Genomic DNA, 16,242 nt, shown 5'->3' with positions numbered 1-16,242 from the left:
GCTTGCGTACGGGGCTGTCGGCGCGGTCCGGCATACTCGACGGGTGAGCACGATTCCCGAGATCCGAACCCTGCCCGTGCCCGACGGCCTGGAGGGCGAGCGCGTCGACGCCGCCATCTCCCGCATGTTCGGCTTCTCCCGTACCAAGGCGGCCGAGCTGGCCGCGGCGGGCAAGGTCCAGGTCGACGGCGCGGTGGTCGGCAAGTCCGAGCGGGTGCACGGCGGCGCCTGGCTCGAGGTCGAGATGCCGGGGGCGCCCGCGCCCGTGCAGATCGTCGCGGAGCCCGTCGAGGGCATGGAGATCGTGCACGACGACGAGGACGTGGTCGTGATCGTCAAGCCGGTCGGCGTGGCCGCGCACCCCTCGCCGGGCTGGACCGGCCCGACCGTGATCGGCGGCCTCGCCGCCGCCGGATACCGCATCTCCACCTCCGGCGCCGCCGAGCGCCAGGGCATCGTGCACCGCCTCGACGTCGGCACCTCGGGCCTGATGGCGGTCGCCAAGTCGGAGCGGGCGTACACCTCGCTGAAGCGCCAGTTCAAGGAGCGCACGGTCGACAAGCGCTACCACACGCTCGTGCAGGGCCACCCCGACCCGACCAGCGGCACCATCGACGCCCCGATCGGCCGCCACCCGCAGCACGACTACAAGTGGGCGGTCACGGCCGACGGCAAGCCCTCCGTGACCCACTACGACCTCATCGAGGCGTTCCGCGCGGCCTCCCTGCTCGACGTGAAGCTGGAGACCGGCCGCACCCACCAGATCCGCGTCCACATGGCCGCCCACCGCCACCCCTGCGTCGGCGACCTGACCTACGGCGCCGACCCGACGCTCGCCAAGCGGCTGCACCTGACCCGCCAGTGGCTGCACGCGGTCCGCCTCGGCTTCGAGCACCCCGCGGACGGCGAGTGGGTCGAGTTCGCCAGCGAGTACCCGGCCGACCTGCAGAAGGCGCTCGACCAGGTCCGCGAGGAGACCTACGGATGAGCACGCGCGCGTACGCGGTCCGCGTCGCCGGGGACCCGGCCGACCTGGAGGCGTGCTTCGCGGTGCGCAAGCAGGTCTTCGTGGTCGAGCAGGGCGTCCCCGAGGACCTGGAGTACGACGAGTACGACCCCGTCGCCGTGCACGTCCTGGCGGTCCGCGAGGACGGCACGCCCCTCGGCACCGGCCGGCTGCTGTACGGCGAGCGGGCCGCGGCCAGGACCGGCGGTGACCCGTCCCTCGGCTCCCTGGGCCGGCTCGCGGTCACCGGGGAGGCCCGCGGCCTCGGCATCGGCGTCGCCCTGGTGCGGGCCATCGAGGAGGCCGCACGCGCGCGTGGCCTGACCGCGGTGGACCTGCACGCGCAGACCCACGCGCTGGGCTTCTACGAGCGGCTGGGCTACGAGCCGTACGGCCCGGAGTACGAGGAGGCCGGCATCCCGCACCGGGGGATGCGCAGGGTTCTGTAGCCGGCATGGCACGCTTGAGGCCCGCTGTGTGATCGTCTACACCCGGAGCGCTGGCCGTGGATCAGTTGGCCCTGTTGTTCGTGCTGCTGCTCGGGGCCCTGGTGAGTGTTCCGGTGGGGGACCGGTTCGGACTGCCGGCGCCCGTGCTGATGACGTTGTTCGGGATCGTCCTCGCGGTCGTCGACTTCGTGCCGGACGTGAAGATCCCGCCCGAGCTGATCCTGCCCGGCCTGCTGCCGCCGCTGCTCTACGCCGCCGTACGGCGGACCTCCTGGCGGCAGTTCGCGGCCAACGTCAGGCCGATCTTCCTGCTCGCCGTGGCCCTGGTCTTCGTCACCACGCTGTGCGTGGCCGTGGTCGCCAACGCGGTCGTGCCCGGACTGCCGATCGCCGCCGCGATCGCACTGGGCGCGCTGGTCGCCCCGCCCGACCCGGTCGCGGCGACCGCCGTCGCGGGACAGCTGGGGCTGCCGCGCCGCCTGGTGTCGATCCTGGAGGGCGAGGGCCTCTTCAACGACGTCACCGCCATCGTTCTCTACCACGTGGCCATCGCGGCCGTGGTCAGCGGCACGTTCTCGCCGTGGCGGGCCGGGCTGGACTTCCTGCTGTCCGCCGTGGTCGCGGTCGTCGTGGGGCTGGTGCTCGGCTGGGGCGCGAACAGACTCATGGACGTGCTCGGCGACGCGACCCTGCAGATCGGCCTGACCCTGATCGTCCCGTACGCCTCCTACGTCATCGCCGAGGAGCTGCACGGCTCCGGTGTCCTGGCCGTGCTCACCACCGCCCTGTTCATCGCCGAGTACGCCACCGACGCCGACGACGTCATGACCCGGCTCGCCGGATACACCTTCTGGGACATCGTCGACACGCTCGTCACCGGTGTCGCGTTCGGGCTGATCGGCCTGGAGCTGCACAACGCGATCCGCACGGCGTCCGGCCGCTGGGGCGAGCTGCTCGGCTGGGCGGCGGCGGTCGTGGGGGTGGTGGTCGTGGTGCGGCTGGTCTGGCTGCTGCCGGCGACCTGGCTGACCAAACGGCTGCACGCCCGGCGGGACTACGACGAGGAGATCCCGACCAGCTGGCGGGAGACCATCGTGATGTGGTGGTCCGGGATGCGCGGGGTGGCGTCGGTGGCGCTGGCCCTGGCCATCCCCCTGAGGACCGACGACGGGTCCGCCTTCCCGGACCGCGACGAGATCGTCTTCATCGCCTTCGGCGTGATCATGGCGACGCTGGTGCTCCAGGGGCTGACCCTGCCCTGGCTGGTGAAGCGGCTGGGGGTACGGGCCGACACCGACCGCGAGAAGGAGATCGAGAAGGAGCTGGCGGTACGGGCGGCGAAGGCGGCACGGCGGCGCCTGAAGGAGATCGAGCAGGTCGAGGAGCTGCCCGAGGACGTGACGGAGCAGATGCTGCGGCGGGCCTTCGAGATCGGGTTCCGGATCAGTCCCGACGTGGTGGAGGACGAGCGGCGGGAGGGCCACGACAAGCGGGTGCGGCGGCTGAAGCGGTTGCGGCGGATCCAGCAGGAGATGCTGAGCGCGGCGCGGCACGAGGTGCTGGCGGCGCGCAGCGAGCCGGGGGCGGATCCGGAGATCGTGGACCGGGTGCTGCGGCATCTGGACGTCCGCAGCCTGCGGTGACGCTCCGCTGGGGGTGCCGTGATGGGTCGTCCTTCGTCTGCGGCGCCGTCGTGGCTGGTCGCGCAGTTCCTCCCCCAGCCTTCGGCCGGGGGTGCCCCCAGCGCCCCTTTCGGGGCGCTGTACAGCGGTAGTAATACAAGTGCATGGCGCCTGTGGACAGTCACAGGCGCCGTCGGCTTTCCGCTCGTAGTCTCGGATCATGGCTCGGAACATTGTGATCAGTGGTGGAGGGACCGGGATCGGGCTCGCCGCGGCGCGGGTGTTCGCCGGGGACGGGGACCGTGTGCTGCTGCTCGGGCGGCGCAGAGAGGTACTGGAGAAGGCCGGGGTGCCGGGGGCCGTCAGCCGTGCGGCGGACCTGAGCGAGCCCGCCGAGGTACGGAGCGTCGCGCGGTTCGTCGCCGACGAGTTCGGCACCGTGGACGTGCTGATCCACAGCGCCGGCGGGAACGCGGCCCTGGCGCCGGACGCGGAGGACGGTGACCCGCTCGACGCCGTCGCCCGCGTCTGGAGCGGCAACTTCCGGCAGAACACGCTGACCGCCGTACTGCTCACGGAGGCGCTGAAGGACCGGCTCGCCGACCCCGGCGGGCGGGTGCTGTTCGTCAGCTCCATCGCGGCCTTCCGGGGCTCGGGGAGCGGCTCCTACGCCGCGTCCAAGGCCGCCCTGCACCCGTACGCCCATGACCTGGCCCGGCAGCTGGGGCCGCGCGGGGTCACCGTGAACGTGGTCGCGCCCGGGTACGTCGAGGACACCGAGTTCTTCGGCGGACCGGTGGAGGAGGCCCGGCGGGAGCGGCTCGTCGCCGAGACGTCGACGGGCCGGGCCGGCATACCCGGTGACGTCGCCGCCACCCTGCACTGGCTGGCGTCCCCGGCCGCCGGGCACGTCACCTCGCAGATCGTCCAGGTCAACGGCGGCGCCGAACGCGGCCACTGACAGGAGACCTCAGCCGCGGCCGGTGCGGGGCGGCTCGTGCAGGCGCCGGTCGGCCGCGGCCGCCGCCCCGTCCTGCGCCCCGTCCTGGGAGGGGATGATCGCGCCGGGCGGCAGGACCGCGTCGGCCGTGTTGACCCGGGGCAGGGCGTACGGGTGCTCCGCGTTCAGCCAGGTGATCATCTGCTCGCGGACGGTCACCCGGACCGTCCAGATGTCGTCCGCGTCCTTCGCGGTCACCAGCGCCCGCACCTGGACGGTGTTCGGCGTGGAGTCGGTGACCACCAGGCCGTGGGCCCGCCCGTCCCAGGCCGGGCAGGTGCGCAGGATGTCCTGGAGCTTTTCCCGCATGGCCTCGATCGGTGCCGAGTGGTCGACGTGCCAGTAGACGATCCCGGTCATCTGCGGGGTGCCCCGCGACCAGTTCTCGAAGGGTTTGGAGGTGAAGTACGACACCGGCATGGTGATCCGGCGCTCGTCCCAGGTCCGTACCGTCAGAAAGGTCAGGGTGATCTCCTCGACCGTGCCCCACTCGCCGTCGACCACGACCGTGTCGCCGAGGCGCACCATGTCGCCGAAGGCGATCTGCAGGCCGGCGAACATGTTCGCCAGGGTGGACTGGGCGGCCACACCGGCGACGATGCCGAGGATCCCGGCGGAGGCCAGCAGCGAGGCGCCGGCCGCGCGCATCGCCGGGAAGGTCAGCAGCATCGCCGCCACGGCCACCACACCGACGATCGCCGTCACCACCCGCATGATCAGCGACACCTGGGTGCGCACCCGGCGGACCCGGGCCGCGTCGTGGTGGACCCGGGCGTAGCGGTCGTAGGTCGACTCCACGACGGCCGCCGCGATCCGCACCACCAGCCAGGCGGCCGACCCGATCAGCATCAAGGTCAGGACCTGGCCGACGGCGGTCCGGTGCTCCCGGATCAGCTCGGCCTGGTCGTAGGAGCCTCTGAGCAGGGCCGCGCACAGCACCAGCTGGTAGGGGATGCGGCCGCGGCGCAGCAGGCCCCACAGGGGCGTCTCGCTGTGCCGTGTGTCGGCCTTGCGCAGCAGCAGGTCGGTCGCCCAGCCGATCAGCAGGGTGAGGACGACGGCGCCGCCGACCACGATCAGCGGGCGGAGTACGTTCTCCATCTCCATGGATGCGAACGTAACCGCTGCGGCGGGGTCCTGAACATGCCGTTCGGTGAGAAGGAGGCGACAGGCGTCACCTGGCGGGCTGGCACCATGGGTCCATGAACATCATGCTCTTTCACTCGACCTACGGCCTCAGGCCCGCGGTGCGCGAGGCCGCGGACCGGCTGCGTGCCGCCGGGCACGAGGTGTGGACGCCGGACCTCTTCGAGGGGCGCACGTTCGACACGGTCGAGGAGGGCATGGAGTTCAACGAGGCGATCGGCAAGGACGAGCTGCTGAAGCGGGCCGTGCTGGCGGCGGCGCCGTACTCGGAGCGCGGGCTGGTGTACGCGGGGTTCTCGCTGGGCGCCTCGGTCGCGCAGACGCTGGCGCTGGGCGACGAGCGGGCGCGGGGGCTGCTGCTTCTGCACGGCACCTCGGACATCGCCGCGAGCGCCTCGGTGGACGAGCTGCCGGTGCAGCTGCACGTGGCCGAGCCGGACGCCTTCGAGACGGACGACTGGCTGAGCGCCTGGTACCTGCAGATGGGCCGGGCCGGCGCCGACGTGGAGATCTACCGGTACCCGGGGGCCGGTCACCTCTACACCGATCCCGGTCTGCCGGACTACGACGAGGAGGCCGCCGAGGCCACCTGGCGGGTGGCGCTCGGCTTCCTCGACACGCTGTAGGAGGCGGTTACACCGGGTCGTAGGTGCGCTCGACCTTCTGGGTGCCGCTGCGGGTGCGGTACGACCGCTCCCAGGACGAGGTGGCGTCGGCCTTCGTCTTGTCGGAGAGGACGTAGTAGTCCATCTGCGCCCGCGCGGCCGTGATGTCCAGGATGCCGTAGCCGTGCCGGTCGGTGTCGACCCAGTGCACGTGGCGGTTGGCCAGCTGGATGACCGGGGCGGCGAGGGCGGAGACGACGCCGGGGGAGACCTTGAGGATGTCGTCGAGGTTGTCGGAGGTCACCGAGGTGACCACGAACTCGGTGGCGGCCGAGGCGGACAGGGGGTAGGTCCCGGCGTCCACGGGCACGTCGTTGGCCCAGGCCATGTGGATGTCGCCGGTCAGGAACACCGTGTTGCCGATCGCGTTGGAGCGCAGGTGGGCCAGCAGCTCGCGGCGGTCGTCGGTGTAGCCGTCCCACTGGTCGGTGTTGAGGGCGAGGCCGTCCTGGGGCAGGCCGAGCAGCTTGGCGAGCGGTTTGAACAGGTCGGCGGAGAGCGAGCCGATGGCGAACGGCGAGATCATCACCGAGTTGCCGACCAGCCGCCAGGTGGTGTCGGAGGCCTTCAGCCCGGCCTTGAGCCAGTCGAGCTGGGCGCGGCCGGTGATGGTGCGGTCCGGGTCGTCGACCGAGCCGCTGCCCGTGGACACCTGCTGGGAGCGGAAGGAGCGCAGGTCGAGCAGGGAGAGGTCGGCGAGCTTGCCGAAGCGCAGCCGGCGGTAGGTGGTGCCGGCGATGGCCGGGCGGACCGGCATCCACTCGAAGTAGGCCTGCTTGGCGGCGGCCTGACGGGCCGTCCAGGTGCCTTCGGTGCCCTCGGTGTGGTTCTCGGCACCGCCGGACCAGGAGTCGTTGGCGAACTCGTGGTCGTCCCAGATCGCGATGACCGGCGCCTTGGCGTGCAGGGCCTGCAGGTCGGTGTCGGTCTTGTACTTGCCGTGCCGTATGCGGTAGTCGGCGAGCGTGATGATCTCGTGGGTCGGCGCGTGCTCCCGGACCACGGTGTCGCGGGTGCCGTACTCACCGGTGCCGTACTCGTAGATGTAGTCGCCGAGGTGCAGCCAGGCGTCGAGGTCGTTCCGGGCGGCCAGGTGCCGGTAGGAGGCGAAGTAGCCGGCCTCCCAGTTGGCGCAGGAGACGACGCCGAAGCGCAGGCCCGCGACGGTGGCGTCCGCCGCCGGCGCGGTGCGGGCGCGCGCCACCGGGGAGTCCGTGGGGCCGGCCGAGAAGCGGAACCAGTAGTCGGTGGCCGGGGCCAGGCCGCGGATGTCCGCCTTGACGGTGTGGTCGGAGGCGGCGGTCGCGGTGGTGGAGCCCCTGGAGACGACGTTCGTCAGCGCCTTGTCGGTGGCGACGACCCAGCTGACCTCGGTGTCCGGGCCGACCCCGGAACCGGGTGTCGCGTCGGTGGTCGGCGTCACCCGCGTCCACAGCAGGATGCCGTCGGGCAGCGGGTCGCCGGAGGCGATGCCGTGCAGGAAGGCGGGGGCGTCCGAGGCGGCCCGGGCCGGCAGCGCGGCGGCCAGGGGTGCGGCCAGGACAGCGGTCGCCGCCGCGGCCTTGACGACCGTACGGCGGCGGGGGGAGAGGGAGTGTGCACTCTCGGAAGACTGTGTTGATCGGTTTCGACTGGTCACGACCGCTGAGGTTACTGACCAGTATGAACAAGAGCAGGCGAACCATGGAAAGTTCGCCTGCTCTTCACGTGGAGCCGGAAATTCCGGTCGGCGTCAGGCCTTGAGGGCCGCGTCCACCACGGTGTTGAAGGCGTCGACCGTCATCGGCGGGTTGCCGTTGGAGTCGGCCGTCAGCATCTTGCCGTTCATGACGAAGCTCGGGGTGCCCGTCACGCCGTCCTTGTTGGTGTCGAAGGTCTTCGACATGGCCAGCGCCCAGGCGTCGTACTTGCCGGACTTCACGTCGGCCTGGAAGGACTTGTTGTTCTTCAGCGCCGGGACGGTGTCGGCGACCTCGATGAGGTAGCTGTCGTTCTTGAACTTGTCGGTGGACTCGTCCGGGTGCCACTTCTTCGAGTACAGCGCGGTCTTGTACTCCAGGAACGCCTCGTCGCTGACGTTCAGCGCGGCACCCATGGCGCTCATCGCGTTCTTGGAGCCCTCGCCGCGCGAGCCGATCTGGCCCTTGCCGAGCGAGTCGCCGTCGAGGAACGTGCCGCCGATGTACTGGATCTTGAACTTGCCGTCGTCGATGTCCTTCTTCACCGTCGAACCGACGGTCTGCTCGAACTGGGCGCAGATCGGGCAGCGCGGGTCCTCGTACACCTTCAGGGTCTTCGTGGCGGTGGACTTGCCGATGACGACCGTGGTGCCGTCCGTGCCCGTGGTGTTGGCCGGGGCGACGACCTTGGCGTCCTTCTCGGCCTCCCAGTAACCGGGCTTGTTGGCCTGGACGACCGCGTAGCCTATGCCGCCCGCCGCGGCCAGCACGGCCACGACCGAGCAGGCCACGATGAGCTGCCGCCTGACCTTGGCGCGCTTGGCCTGCTTCTCGCGCTCGGCGCGCAGCCGCTCCCGGGCCGCGTTCTTGGCAGCTGCGCTGTTCCGCTTGCTCATGTTGGTGATCTCCAAAGGGGGACGCGCACATGTCGTACGCGGGATACGTGTGGGGGACTCGCTGCACTCGGCGTGCTCGGACGAGGGGCGTGCTCGGGCGGGTGGGGCGCTCAGGCGAAGGGCAGGGCGAGCGCCCCGGAGCACGGTGGTCCGCGCCGTCCCAGGGAGTGCGCGAGGAGCAGGTCGCGGGTGGCGGCCGGGCGCGGTGCCGGACGCGGCAGCCGCCGTACCGGGGCCGGCCGGACCGCGCCCGCGGCGGCCGCGAGCAGCAGCGGGCGGAAGGTGGTGGCGGCGACGGCGCGCAGCAGCTGGGTCAGGGCACGCTCGCCGCGGCGCAGCCAGGCGGCGGCGAGCAGGCCGACGCCGACGTGCGCGGCGAGCAGCAGCCAGGCGGCGGTCGGGTCGGCCTGCGTGAGGGCCGCGGCGGCGCGGGAGCCGCCGGTCATCCGGGCCAGCGGGGTGCCGACCGTGCCGCCGTGGCAGAGGACGTCGAAACCGACGGCGCGCAGCGGGCCGGCGATGGGGCCGCCCGCCCGGCCGTAACAGGCGTGCTGGCCGGTGGTGAAGACGGTGTCGGCGGCCAGCTCCAGCGGGATCAGCAGGGCCGCGATCCGGCCGAAGCCGCGCTCGCGGCCCGCCAGCGCGTACGCCGCGGCGAACACACCGGCGGCTACCGCGGCCACCGTCGTGAACGGCAGCGGGGCCCGGGACAGCAGCACGTGCGACGCGGTGCTGAGCGTCACGACGAAGGCCGTGAACAGCGCCGCGCGCACGGCTCTGAGCTGGGTCCCGGATATGTCCATAGCGGTGGAGAGTCTGTCACGTACTCATGTAAGGGACCCCTAAAAAGGTCCTGAGAATCGGCGAAGGTTACAGCCCTGGAATGCGGCCGTTGCGGAAGAGGTCGACGAAGATCTGGTGGTCGGCACGCGCGCGTGCGCCGTAGCTGTGCGCGAAATCGGTGAGCAGGCCCGCGAAGCCGTCCTCGTCGGCGGCGATCGCCGCGTCGATGGCCCGCTCGGTGGAGAACGGCACCAGGGACTCGCCGGAGGTGTCGTCGGCCGCCGAGTGCATGGACGCCGTGGCCCGGCCGAGGTCGGCGACGACCGCCGCGATCTCCTCCGGGTCGTCGATGTCGCTCCAGTCCAGGTCCACCGCGTACGGCGACACCTCGGCGACCAGCTGTCCCGCGCCGTCCAGCTCGGTCCAGCCCAGCCACGGGTCCGCATGGGCCTGCAGGGCCCGCTGCGAGATCACCGTGCGGTGGCCCTCGTGCTGGAAGTAGTCCCGGATCGCCGGGTCCGTGACGTGCCGCGAGACGGCCGGGGTCTGGGCCTGCTTGATGTAGATCACCACGTCGTTCTCCAGGGCGTCCGTGGCGCCCTCCAGGAGGATGTTGTACGACGGCAGGCCGGCCGAGCCGATGCCGATCCCGCGGCGGCCCACGACGTCCTTCACGCGGTAGGAGTCCGGACGGGACAGGGACGACTCGGGAAGGGTCTCCAGGTAGCCGTCGAAGGCGGCCAGCACCTTGTAGCGGGTGGCGGCGTCCAGCTCGATGGAGCCGCCGCCGGAGGCGAAGCGGCGCTCCCAGTCGCGGATCTCCGTCATCGAGTCCAGCAGCTCGAAGCGGGTCAGCGAGCGGGCCGCGCGCAGCGCGCCGAGCAGCGGGCCCTCGGCGCTGTCCAGGGTGAACGGCGGCACCTCGTCGCTCTTCGCGCCCGTCGCCAGCGCGTGGATGCGCTCGCGGTAGGCGTCCGCGTACACCTCGACCAGCTCGGTGATCTGCGCGTCGCTGAACGCCTTCGCGTACCCGATCAGCGCCACGGAGGCGGCGAAGCGCTTCAGGTCCCAGGTGAACGGGCCCACGTAGGCCTCGTCGAAGTCGTTGACGTTGAAGACCAGGCGGCCGTTGGAGTCCATGTACGTGCCGAAGTTCTCCGCGTGCAGGTCGCCGTGGATCCACACGCGCGAGGTGCGCTCGTCCAGGTACGGGCCGGTGAATATCCGCCCGCCACCCAGTCCGGCGTGCTCCGCGTCCAGGTCGTGGTAGAAGAGCGCGGCCGTGCCCCGGTAGAAGGCGAAGGCCGAGGCCGCCATCTTCCGGAACTTCACGCGGAACGCGGCCGGGTCGGCGGCCAGGAGCTCGCCGAAGGCGGTGTCGAAGACGGCGAGGATCTCCTCGCCGCGCTGCTCGCCGTTGAGCTGGGGGACCGACATCGCTGGGTGCCTCCTGGTGCGTGTGGTGCCTGACATGTGGCGCGGATCTCTCGCCCGGACCAACGTGCGAAGGTCCCCGGGAGTGCCCGCTTTCTCCGCACGAAGGTACGCGGGGGAGCCCGCCGGGTGTCAGTGCCGAGGCATAGGATTCCGCTGTCCCACCAGACTGCCCGCAGCCGGTCGGAAGATCGTCGACGCCTGTTTTCCTTTGGAGGCCGAACCCGTGTCAAAGCCGCCCTTCACGCACCTGCACGTCCACACCCAGTACTCGCTGCTGGACGGTGCCGCGCGGCTCAAGGACATGTTCAACGCCTGCAACGAGATGGGCATGACGCACATCGCCATGTCCGACCACGGCAACCTGCACGGGGCGTACGACTTCTTCCACACCGCGAAGAAGGCCGGGGTCACCCCGATCATCGGGATCGAGGCGTACGTCGCCCCCGAGTCCCGGCGCAACAAGCGCAAGATCCAGTGGGGCCAGCCGCACCAGAAGCGGGACGACGTCTCCGGTTCCGGCGGTTACACCCACAAGACGATGTGGGCCGTCAACAGCACGGGCCTGCACAACCTCTTCCGGCTCTCCTCGGACGCGTACGCCGAGGGCTGGCTGCAGAAGTGGCCCCGGATGGACAAGGAGACGATCTCCCAGTGGTCCGAGGGGATCGTGGCCTCCACCGGCTGCCCCTCCGGCGAACTCCAGACCCGGCTGCGCCTCGGCCAGTACGACGAGGCACTGAAGGCGGCGGCCGAGTACCAGGACATCTTCGGCAAGGACCGCTACTTCCTGGAGCTGATGGACCACGGCATCGAGATCGAGCACCGGGTCCGCGACGGCCTGCTGGAGATCGGCAAGAAGCTCGGCATCCCGCCGCTGGTGACGAACGACTCGCACTACACGTACGCGCACGAGGCGACCGCCCACGACGCCCTGCTCTGCATCCAGACCGGCAAGAACCTCTCCGACCCGGACCGCTTCAAGTTCGACGGCACCGGCTACTACCTGAAGTCCACGGACGAGATGTACGCCGTCGACTCCTCGGACGCCTGGCAGGAGGGCTGCGCCAACACCCTCCTGGTCGCCGAGATGGTCGACACCACCGGCATGTTCGAGGCCAAGAACCTCATGCCGAAGTTCGACATCCCCGACGGCTTCACCGAGGTCACCTGGTTCAAGGAGGAGGTCCGCCGGGGCATGGAGCGCCGCTTCCCCGGCGGCATCCCGGACGACCGCCAGAAGCAGGTCGAGTACGAGCTGGACGTCATCATCCAGATGGGGTTCCCGGGCTACTTCCTCGTGGTCGCCGACTTCATCATGTGGGCCAAGAACAACGGCATCGCGGTCGGCCCCGGCCGAGGCTCCGCGGCCGGTTCGATCGTCGCCTACGCCATGGGCATCACCGACCTCGACCCGATCCCGCACGGCCTGATCTTCGAGCGGTTCCTCAACCCCGAGCGCGTCTCCATGCCCGACGTCGACATCGACTTCGACGAGCGCCGGCGCGTCGAGGTGATCAGGTACGTGACCGAGAAGTACGGCGCCGACAAGGTCGCCATGATCGGCACCTACGGCAAGATCAAGGCGAAGAACGCCATCAAGGACTCCGCGCGCGTGCTGGGCTACCCGTACGCGATGGGCGACCGCCTCACCAAGGCGATGCCCGCCGACGTCCTCGGCAAGGGCATCGACCTCGACGGCATCACCAACCCCTCGCACCCGCGGTACAACGAGGCGGGCGAGATCCGCGGGATGTACGAGAACGAGCCGGACGTCAAGAAGGTCATCGACACCGCGAAGGGCGTCGAGGGCCTGGTGCGGCAGATGGGCGTGCACGCCGCCGGCGTGATCATGTCCAGCGAGCCCATCGTCGACCACGCCCCGATCTGGGTGCGGCACACCGACGGCGTGACCATCACGCAGTGGGACTACCCGCAGTGCGAGTCGCTCGGCCTGCTGAAGATGGACTTCCTCGGCCTGCGCAACCTGACGATCATGGACGACGCCGTCAAGATGGTGAAGTCCAACAAGGGCATCGACCTCGACCTGCTGGCCCTGCCGCTCGACGACCCGAAGACCTTCGAGCTCCTCCAGCGCGGCGACACCCTGGGCGTCTTCCAGTTCGACGGCGGCCCCATGCGCTCCCTGCTGCGCCTGATGAAGCCCGACAACTTCGAAGACATCTCCGCCGTGTCGGCCCTGTACCGTCCGGGCCCGATGGGCATGGACTCGCACACCAACTACGCGCTCCGCAAGAACAAGCTCCAGGAGATCACCCCGATCCACAAGGAGCTGGAGGCGCCCCTTGAAGAGGTCCTGGCCGTCACCTACGGCCTGATCGTCTACCAGGAGCAGGTGCAGAAGGCCGCCCAGATCATCGCCGGCTACTCGCTCGGCGAGGCCGACATCCTGCGCCGCGTGATGGGCAAGAAGAAGCCCGACGAACTGGCCAAGAACTTCACCATCTTCCAGGCCGGCGCCCAGAAGAACGGCTACAGCGACGAGGCCATCCAGGCCCTGTGGGACGTGCTGGTCCCGTTCGCCGGCTACGCCTTCAACAAGGCGCACTCCGCCGCGTACGGACTGGTCTCGTACTGGACCGCCTACCTCAAGGCGAACCACCCCGCCGAGTACATGGCCGGTCTGCTCACCTCGGTCAAGGACGACAAGGACAAGTCGGCCGTCTACCTCAACGAGTGCCGGCGCATGGGCATCAAGGTGCTGCCGCCGAACGTCAACGAGTCGGTGCACAACTTCGCCGCCCAGGGCGACGACGTGATCCTCTTCGGCCTCGAAGCCGTGCGCAACGTCGGCACGAACGTGGTGGAGTCGATCATCAGGAGCCGCAAGGCCAAGGGCAAGTACAACTCCTTCCCCGACTACCTCGACAAGGTCGAGGCGGTCGCCTGCAACAAGCGGACCACGGAATCGCTGATCAAGGCGGGCGCCTTCGACGCCCTGGGGCACACCCGCAAGGGCCTCACCGCGCACTTCGACTCGATGATCGACAACGTGGTCGCGGTCAAGCGCAAGGAGGCCGAGGGCCAGTTCGACCTCTTCGGCGGGATGGGCGAGGAGGAGAGCAGCGAGCCCGGCTTCGGACTGGACGTCGAGTTCACCACCGAGGAGTGGGACAAGACCTATCTGCTCGCCCAGGAGCGGGAGATGCTCGGTCTGTACGTCTCCGACCACCCGCTCTTCGGCCTGGAGCACGTGCTCTCCGACAAGGCCGACGCGGGCATCGCCCAGCTCACCGGCGGCGAGCACGCCGACGGCGCCGTGGTGACCATCGGCGGCATCATCTCGGGCCTGCAGCGCAAGATGACCAAGCAGGGCAACGCCTGGGCCATCGCCACCGTCGAGGACCTCGCGGGTTCCATCGAGTGCATGTTCTTCCCGGCGAGCTACCAGCTGATCTCGACCCAACTGATCGAGGACGCGGTGGTGTTCGTCAAGGGCCGCCTCGACAAGCGCGAGGACGTGCCCCGGCTGGTGGGGATGGAGCTGGCGGTCCCGGACCTCTCCAACGCCGGCACCAACGCGCCCGTGATCCTCACCATCCCCGCCACCCGGGTCACCCCGCCGATGGTCAGCCGCCTCGGCGAGATCCTCGGCCACCACAAGGGCGACACCGAGGTCCGGATCAAGCTCCAGGGCCCGACCAAGACCACCGTGCTGCGCCTGGACCGGCACCGGGTGAAGCCGGACCCGGCACTGTTCGGCGACCTCAAGGTGCTGCTCGGCCCGTCCTGCCTGGCCGGATAGGCCCCACTCCGCGGAGACGGTCGTAACGCGCGCCGAAGGGGCGCACCCGTGACGGGTGCGCCCCTCCTGCGTGCCTGGGCTTCAACAGCCCGGTGGGACCTGGTCGGTCCGCTCAGTTGTGGCCGAAGCTCTTCTGCTTCTTCTTCGCAACGTCCGCCGGGCTGCCCTGGATGTGCGACACCGGCGAGTCCTGGGACTCCGTCGACGTACGCTGCGGATGCTCGTGGGACTGCTCGCTCTGCGAGGTGCGGTTCTGGGAGCCACCCTTGCGGTTCTTGTTCTTGGCCATGGTGATCTGCCTCCTGTGGGGGATCTAGGGGCCGAATTCAGATTCACATAGGCTGACAACGGACGCATTTCGGATAATTACCGTGTGTGACAGGGCTTGTCGGAGAGCGAGGTCCCGAAACGCCACGCCGAAGATCGAGTTCGGGCCGTTAACCCCCGCGTGGTCGGGCAGACTCGAAGGAAGCCCCGAAAGCAAACCTCCCGGAAAGAGGGTGAGTCGCGTGGACCGCTGCATCGTCCTGGTGGACGCCGGGTATCTGCTGGGTGCCGCCGCCAGTCTCCTCGCCGGTGAGCCCTCCCGATCCCGCATCACCGTCGACCACGCCGCGCTGATCCAGGCGCTGCGCGACCGCGCGGAGTCCGACACCGAGCGTCCACTGCTGCGCATCTACTGGTTCGACGGCGCCCCCGACCGTGTCCCCCAGCCGGAACACCGCCGGCTGCGCGTGATGCCCCGGGTGACCGTCCGGCTCGGCGCGCTGACCCGCAGCGACGGGCGCTGGGCGCAGAAGGGCGTGGACGCGGCCATGCACGCCGAGCTGACCGAGCTGGCCCGCAACCGCGCGTGCTCCGACGTCGTCCTGGTGACCGGTGACGGGGACCTGCTGCCGGGCATGATGGCCGCCAAGGAGCACGGGGTCGCCGTGCACCTGTGGGCCGTGCAGGCCGCCGACGGGGACTACAACCAGTCCGAGGACCTGGTCGCCGAGGCCGACGAGCGGCGGGTCCTGGACCGGGCGTGGATCACCCAGGCGGTACGGGCCAAGGAGCTGACCGCGGTCTGTGCGCCGCCGCCGGTGCCGCGGCCGGAGATCGCCGCGATCCTCTCGGCGCCGCTGCCCGAGTCGACGCTGGCGGCGGCCCCCGAGCCGGGCACCGAGGACGTGGAGCGGGCGCCCGCCGCGAGCGCGGTGGAGAACGGGGCGCCGGAGCGGGTGGCGGTGGCGAAGGGGGTGCCGACGCCGAAGGACCTCGCCGCGCTGCGGGCGCCGGGCGCGCAACCGGTCCAGCATCCGGCGACCACGGCCACCCTGCGGTGGTCCTCCGACAAGGGGTGGGTGGACCGGCCCGGGGGTGCGGCGGAGTCGGCGGAGGCGGCCTCCATGCCGACGCTGGCGCAGCTGACCACCGCGGAGCAGCGGTGGGCCGACCGGGAGGAGGACATCACGACCGTCGGCGGGGATCCGTACGAGGTCGGGCAGGTGTTCGCCAAGCGGTGGATGTCGCGGCTCGGGGACCAGAGCCATCTGCACAAGCTGTCGGGGATGTACCCGCGGATTCCGCACCGGATCGACGGGGAGCTGCTGCGGTACGCGGCACGGTTCGGGCTGCTGGCGCACAAGGACGACCAGATCGACGAGCACGACCGGTACGCCATTCGGGCGGGGTTCTGGAGGGAGTTCGATGTGCCGGCGGGGGCCGGGGAGCATGCGTCGGCGGAGTGAGAGCGAGGGGGCGCGGTGGTGCCTTCGGCTGCGGGCCGGTGGCGCTGGTCGCGCAGTTCCGCG

At 70.5% G+C, this 16,242-nt stretch carries 13 protein-coding genes; 7 read left to right on the top strand and 6 right to left on the bottom strand.

Annotated features, from left to right (window positions below; genetic code table 11):
- The first annotated feature begins 43 nt into the window (after positions 1-43).
- The 4 genes from ACFZB3_RS21650 to ACFZB3_RS21635 all read left to right on the top strand — a co-directional run bounded on the left by ACFZB3_RS21650 (position 44) and on the right by ACFZB3_RS21635 (position 4,038).
- Positions 44-988, top strand: coding sequence for an RluA family pseudouridine synthase (locus ACFZB3_RS21650; protein ID WP_391377315.1), 945 nt, complete (start codon positions 44-46; stop codon positions 986-988).
- Positions 985-1,455, top strand: a complete 471-nt coding sequence (locus ACFZB3_RS21645; RefSeq protein WP_391377313.1) for a GNAT family N-acetyltransferase — start codon at positions 985-987, stop codon at positions 1,453-1,455. The genes ACFZB3_RS21650 and ACFZB3_RS21645 overlap by 4 nt, the downstream gene beginning before the upstream one ends.
- 56 nt (positions 1,456-1,511) lie before the next feature.
- Complete coding sequence (locus ACFZB3_RS21640; RefSeq protein ID WP_391377311.1) at positions 1,512-3,098, top strand: Na+/H+ antiporter; 1,587 nt, start codon at positions 1,512-1,514, stop codon at positions 3,096-3,098.
- A gap of 199 nt (positions 3,099-3,297) precedes the next feature.
- Positions 3,298-4,038: an SDR family oxidoreductase gene (locus ACFZB3_RS21635; RefSeq protein ID WP_391377309.1), complete on the top strand. Its 741-nt coding sequence runs from the start codon at positions 3,298-3,300 to the stop codon at positions 4,036-4,038.
- A 9-nt stretch (positions 4,039-4,047) separates the two neighbouring features.
- On the opposite strand, the gene ACFZB3_RS21630 is transcribed toward ACFZB3_RS21635, so the two are convergent.
- Entirely contained in the window at positions 4,048-5,178 is a 1,131-nt protein-coding gene (locus tag ACFZB3_RS21630) for a mechanosensitive ion channel domain-containing protein (protein WP_391377842.1), read from the bottom strand.
- Positions 5,179-5,279: 101 nt separating this feature from the next.
- On the opposite strand from ACFZB3_RS21630, the gene ACFZB3_RS21625 reads away from it, so the two are divergent.
- On the top strand, positions 5,280-5,849 hold the full coding sequence (locus tag ACFZB3_RS21625; RefSeq protein WP_391377307.1) for a dienelactone hydrolase family protein: 570 nt from the start codon (positions 5,280-5,282) through the stop codon (positions 5,847-5,849).
- Between the two features lie 7 nt (positions 5,850-5,856).
- Here the strand turns inward: ACFZB3_RS21625 and ACFZB3_RS21620 are convergent, their stop codons facing one another.
- From ACFZB3_RS21620 to ACFZB3_RS21605, 4 genes are all read right to left on the bottom strand, one after another.
- The gene (locus tag ACFZB3_RS21620) at positions 5,857-7,527 is read right to left on the bottom strand and encodes an alkaline phosphatase D family protein (RefSeq protein WP_391377305.1); all 1,671 of its coding nucleotides are present in this window, start codon (positions 7,525-7,527) and stop codon (positions 5,857-5,859) included.
- A gap of 93 nt (positions 7,528-7,620) precedes the next feature.
- Positions 7,621-8,463, bottom strand: a complete 843-nt coding sequence (locus ACFZB3_RS21615) for a thioredoxin domain-containing protein (RefSeq protein WP_391377303.1) — start codon at positions 8,461-8,463, stop codon at positions 7,621-7,623.
- A 110-nt stretch (positions 8,464-8,573) separates the two neighbouring features.
- Positions 8,574-9,266: a hypothetical protein gene (locus ACFZB3_RS21610; RefSeq protein WP_391377301.1), complete on the bottom strand. Its 693-nt coding sequence runs from the start codon at positions 9,264-9,266 to the stop codon at positions 8,574-8,576.
- Positions 9,267-9,333: 67 nt separating this feature from the next.
- Entirely contained in the window at positions 9,334-10,683 is a 1,350-nt protein-coding gene (locus tag ACFZB3_RS21605; protein ID WP_391377299.1) for a DUF2252 family protein, read from the bottom strand.
- Positions 10,684-10,906: 223 nt separating this feature from the next.
- Here ACFZB3_RS21605 and dnaE point away from each other — a divergent pair, with 223 nt between their 5' ends.
- Complete coding sequence (gene dnaE, locus ACFZB3_RS21600) at positions 10,907-14,446, top strand: DNA polymerase III subunit alpha (protein WP_391377297.1); 3,540 nt, start codon at positions 10,907-10,909, stop codon at positions 14,444-14,446.
- Between the two features lie 112 nt (positions 14,447-14,558).
- On the opposite strand, the gene ACFZB3_RS21595 is transcribed toward dnaE, so the two are convergent.
- On the bottom strand, positions 14,559-14,735 hold the full coding sequence (locus tag ACFZB3_RS21595) for a hypothetical protein (protein WP_361283648.1): 177 nt from the start codon (positions 14,733-14,735) through the stop codon (positions 14,559-14,561).
- Positions 14,736-14,955: 220 nt separating this feature from the next.
- On the opposite strand from ACFZB3_RS21595, the gene ACFZB3_RS21590 reads away from it, so the two are divergent.
- A complete protein-coding gene (locus ACFZB3_RS21590; protein WP_391377294.1) occupies positions 14,956-16,179 on the top strand; it encodes an NYN domain-containing protein in 1,224 nt (407 codons plus the stop codon).
- Positions 16,180-16,242: the final 63 nt, after the last annotated feature.

The sequence above is a fragment of the Streptomyces sp. NPDC008092 genome (assembly GCF_042957285.1).
Lineage (GTDB): Bacteria > Actinomycetota > Actinomycetes > Streptomycetales > Streptomycetaceae > Streptomyces.
Note: the sequence above shows the minus strand (reverse complement) of the source record. Positions and strands in the feature narration are given on the sequence as shown.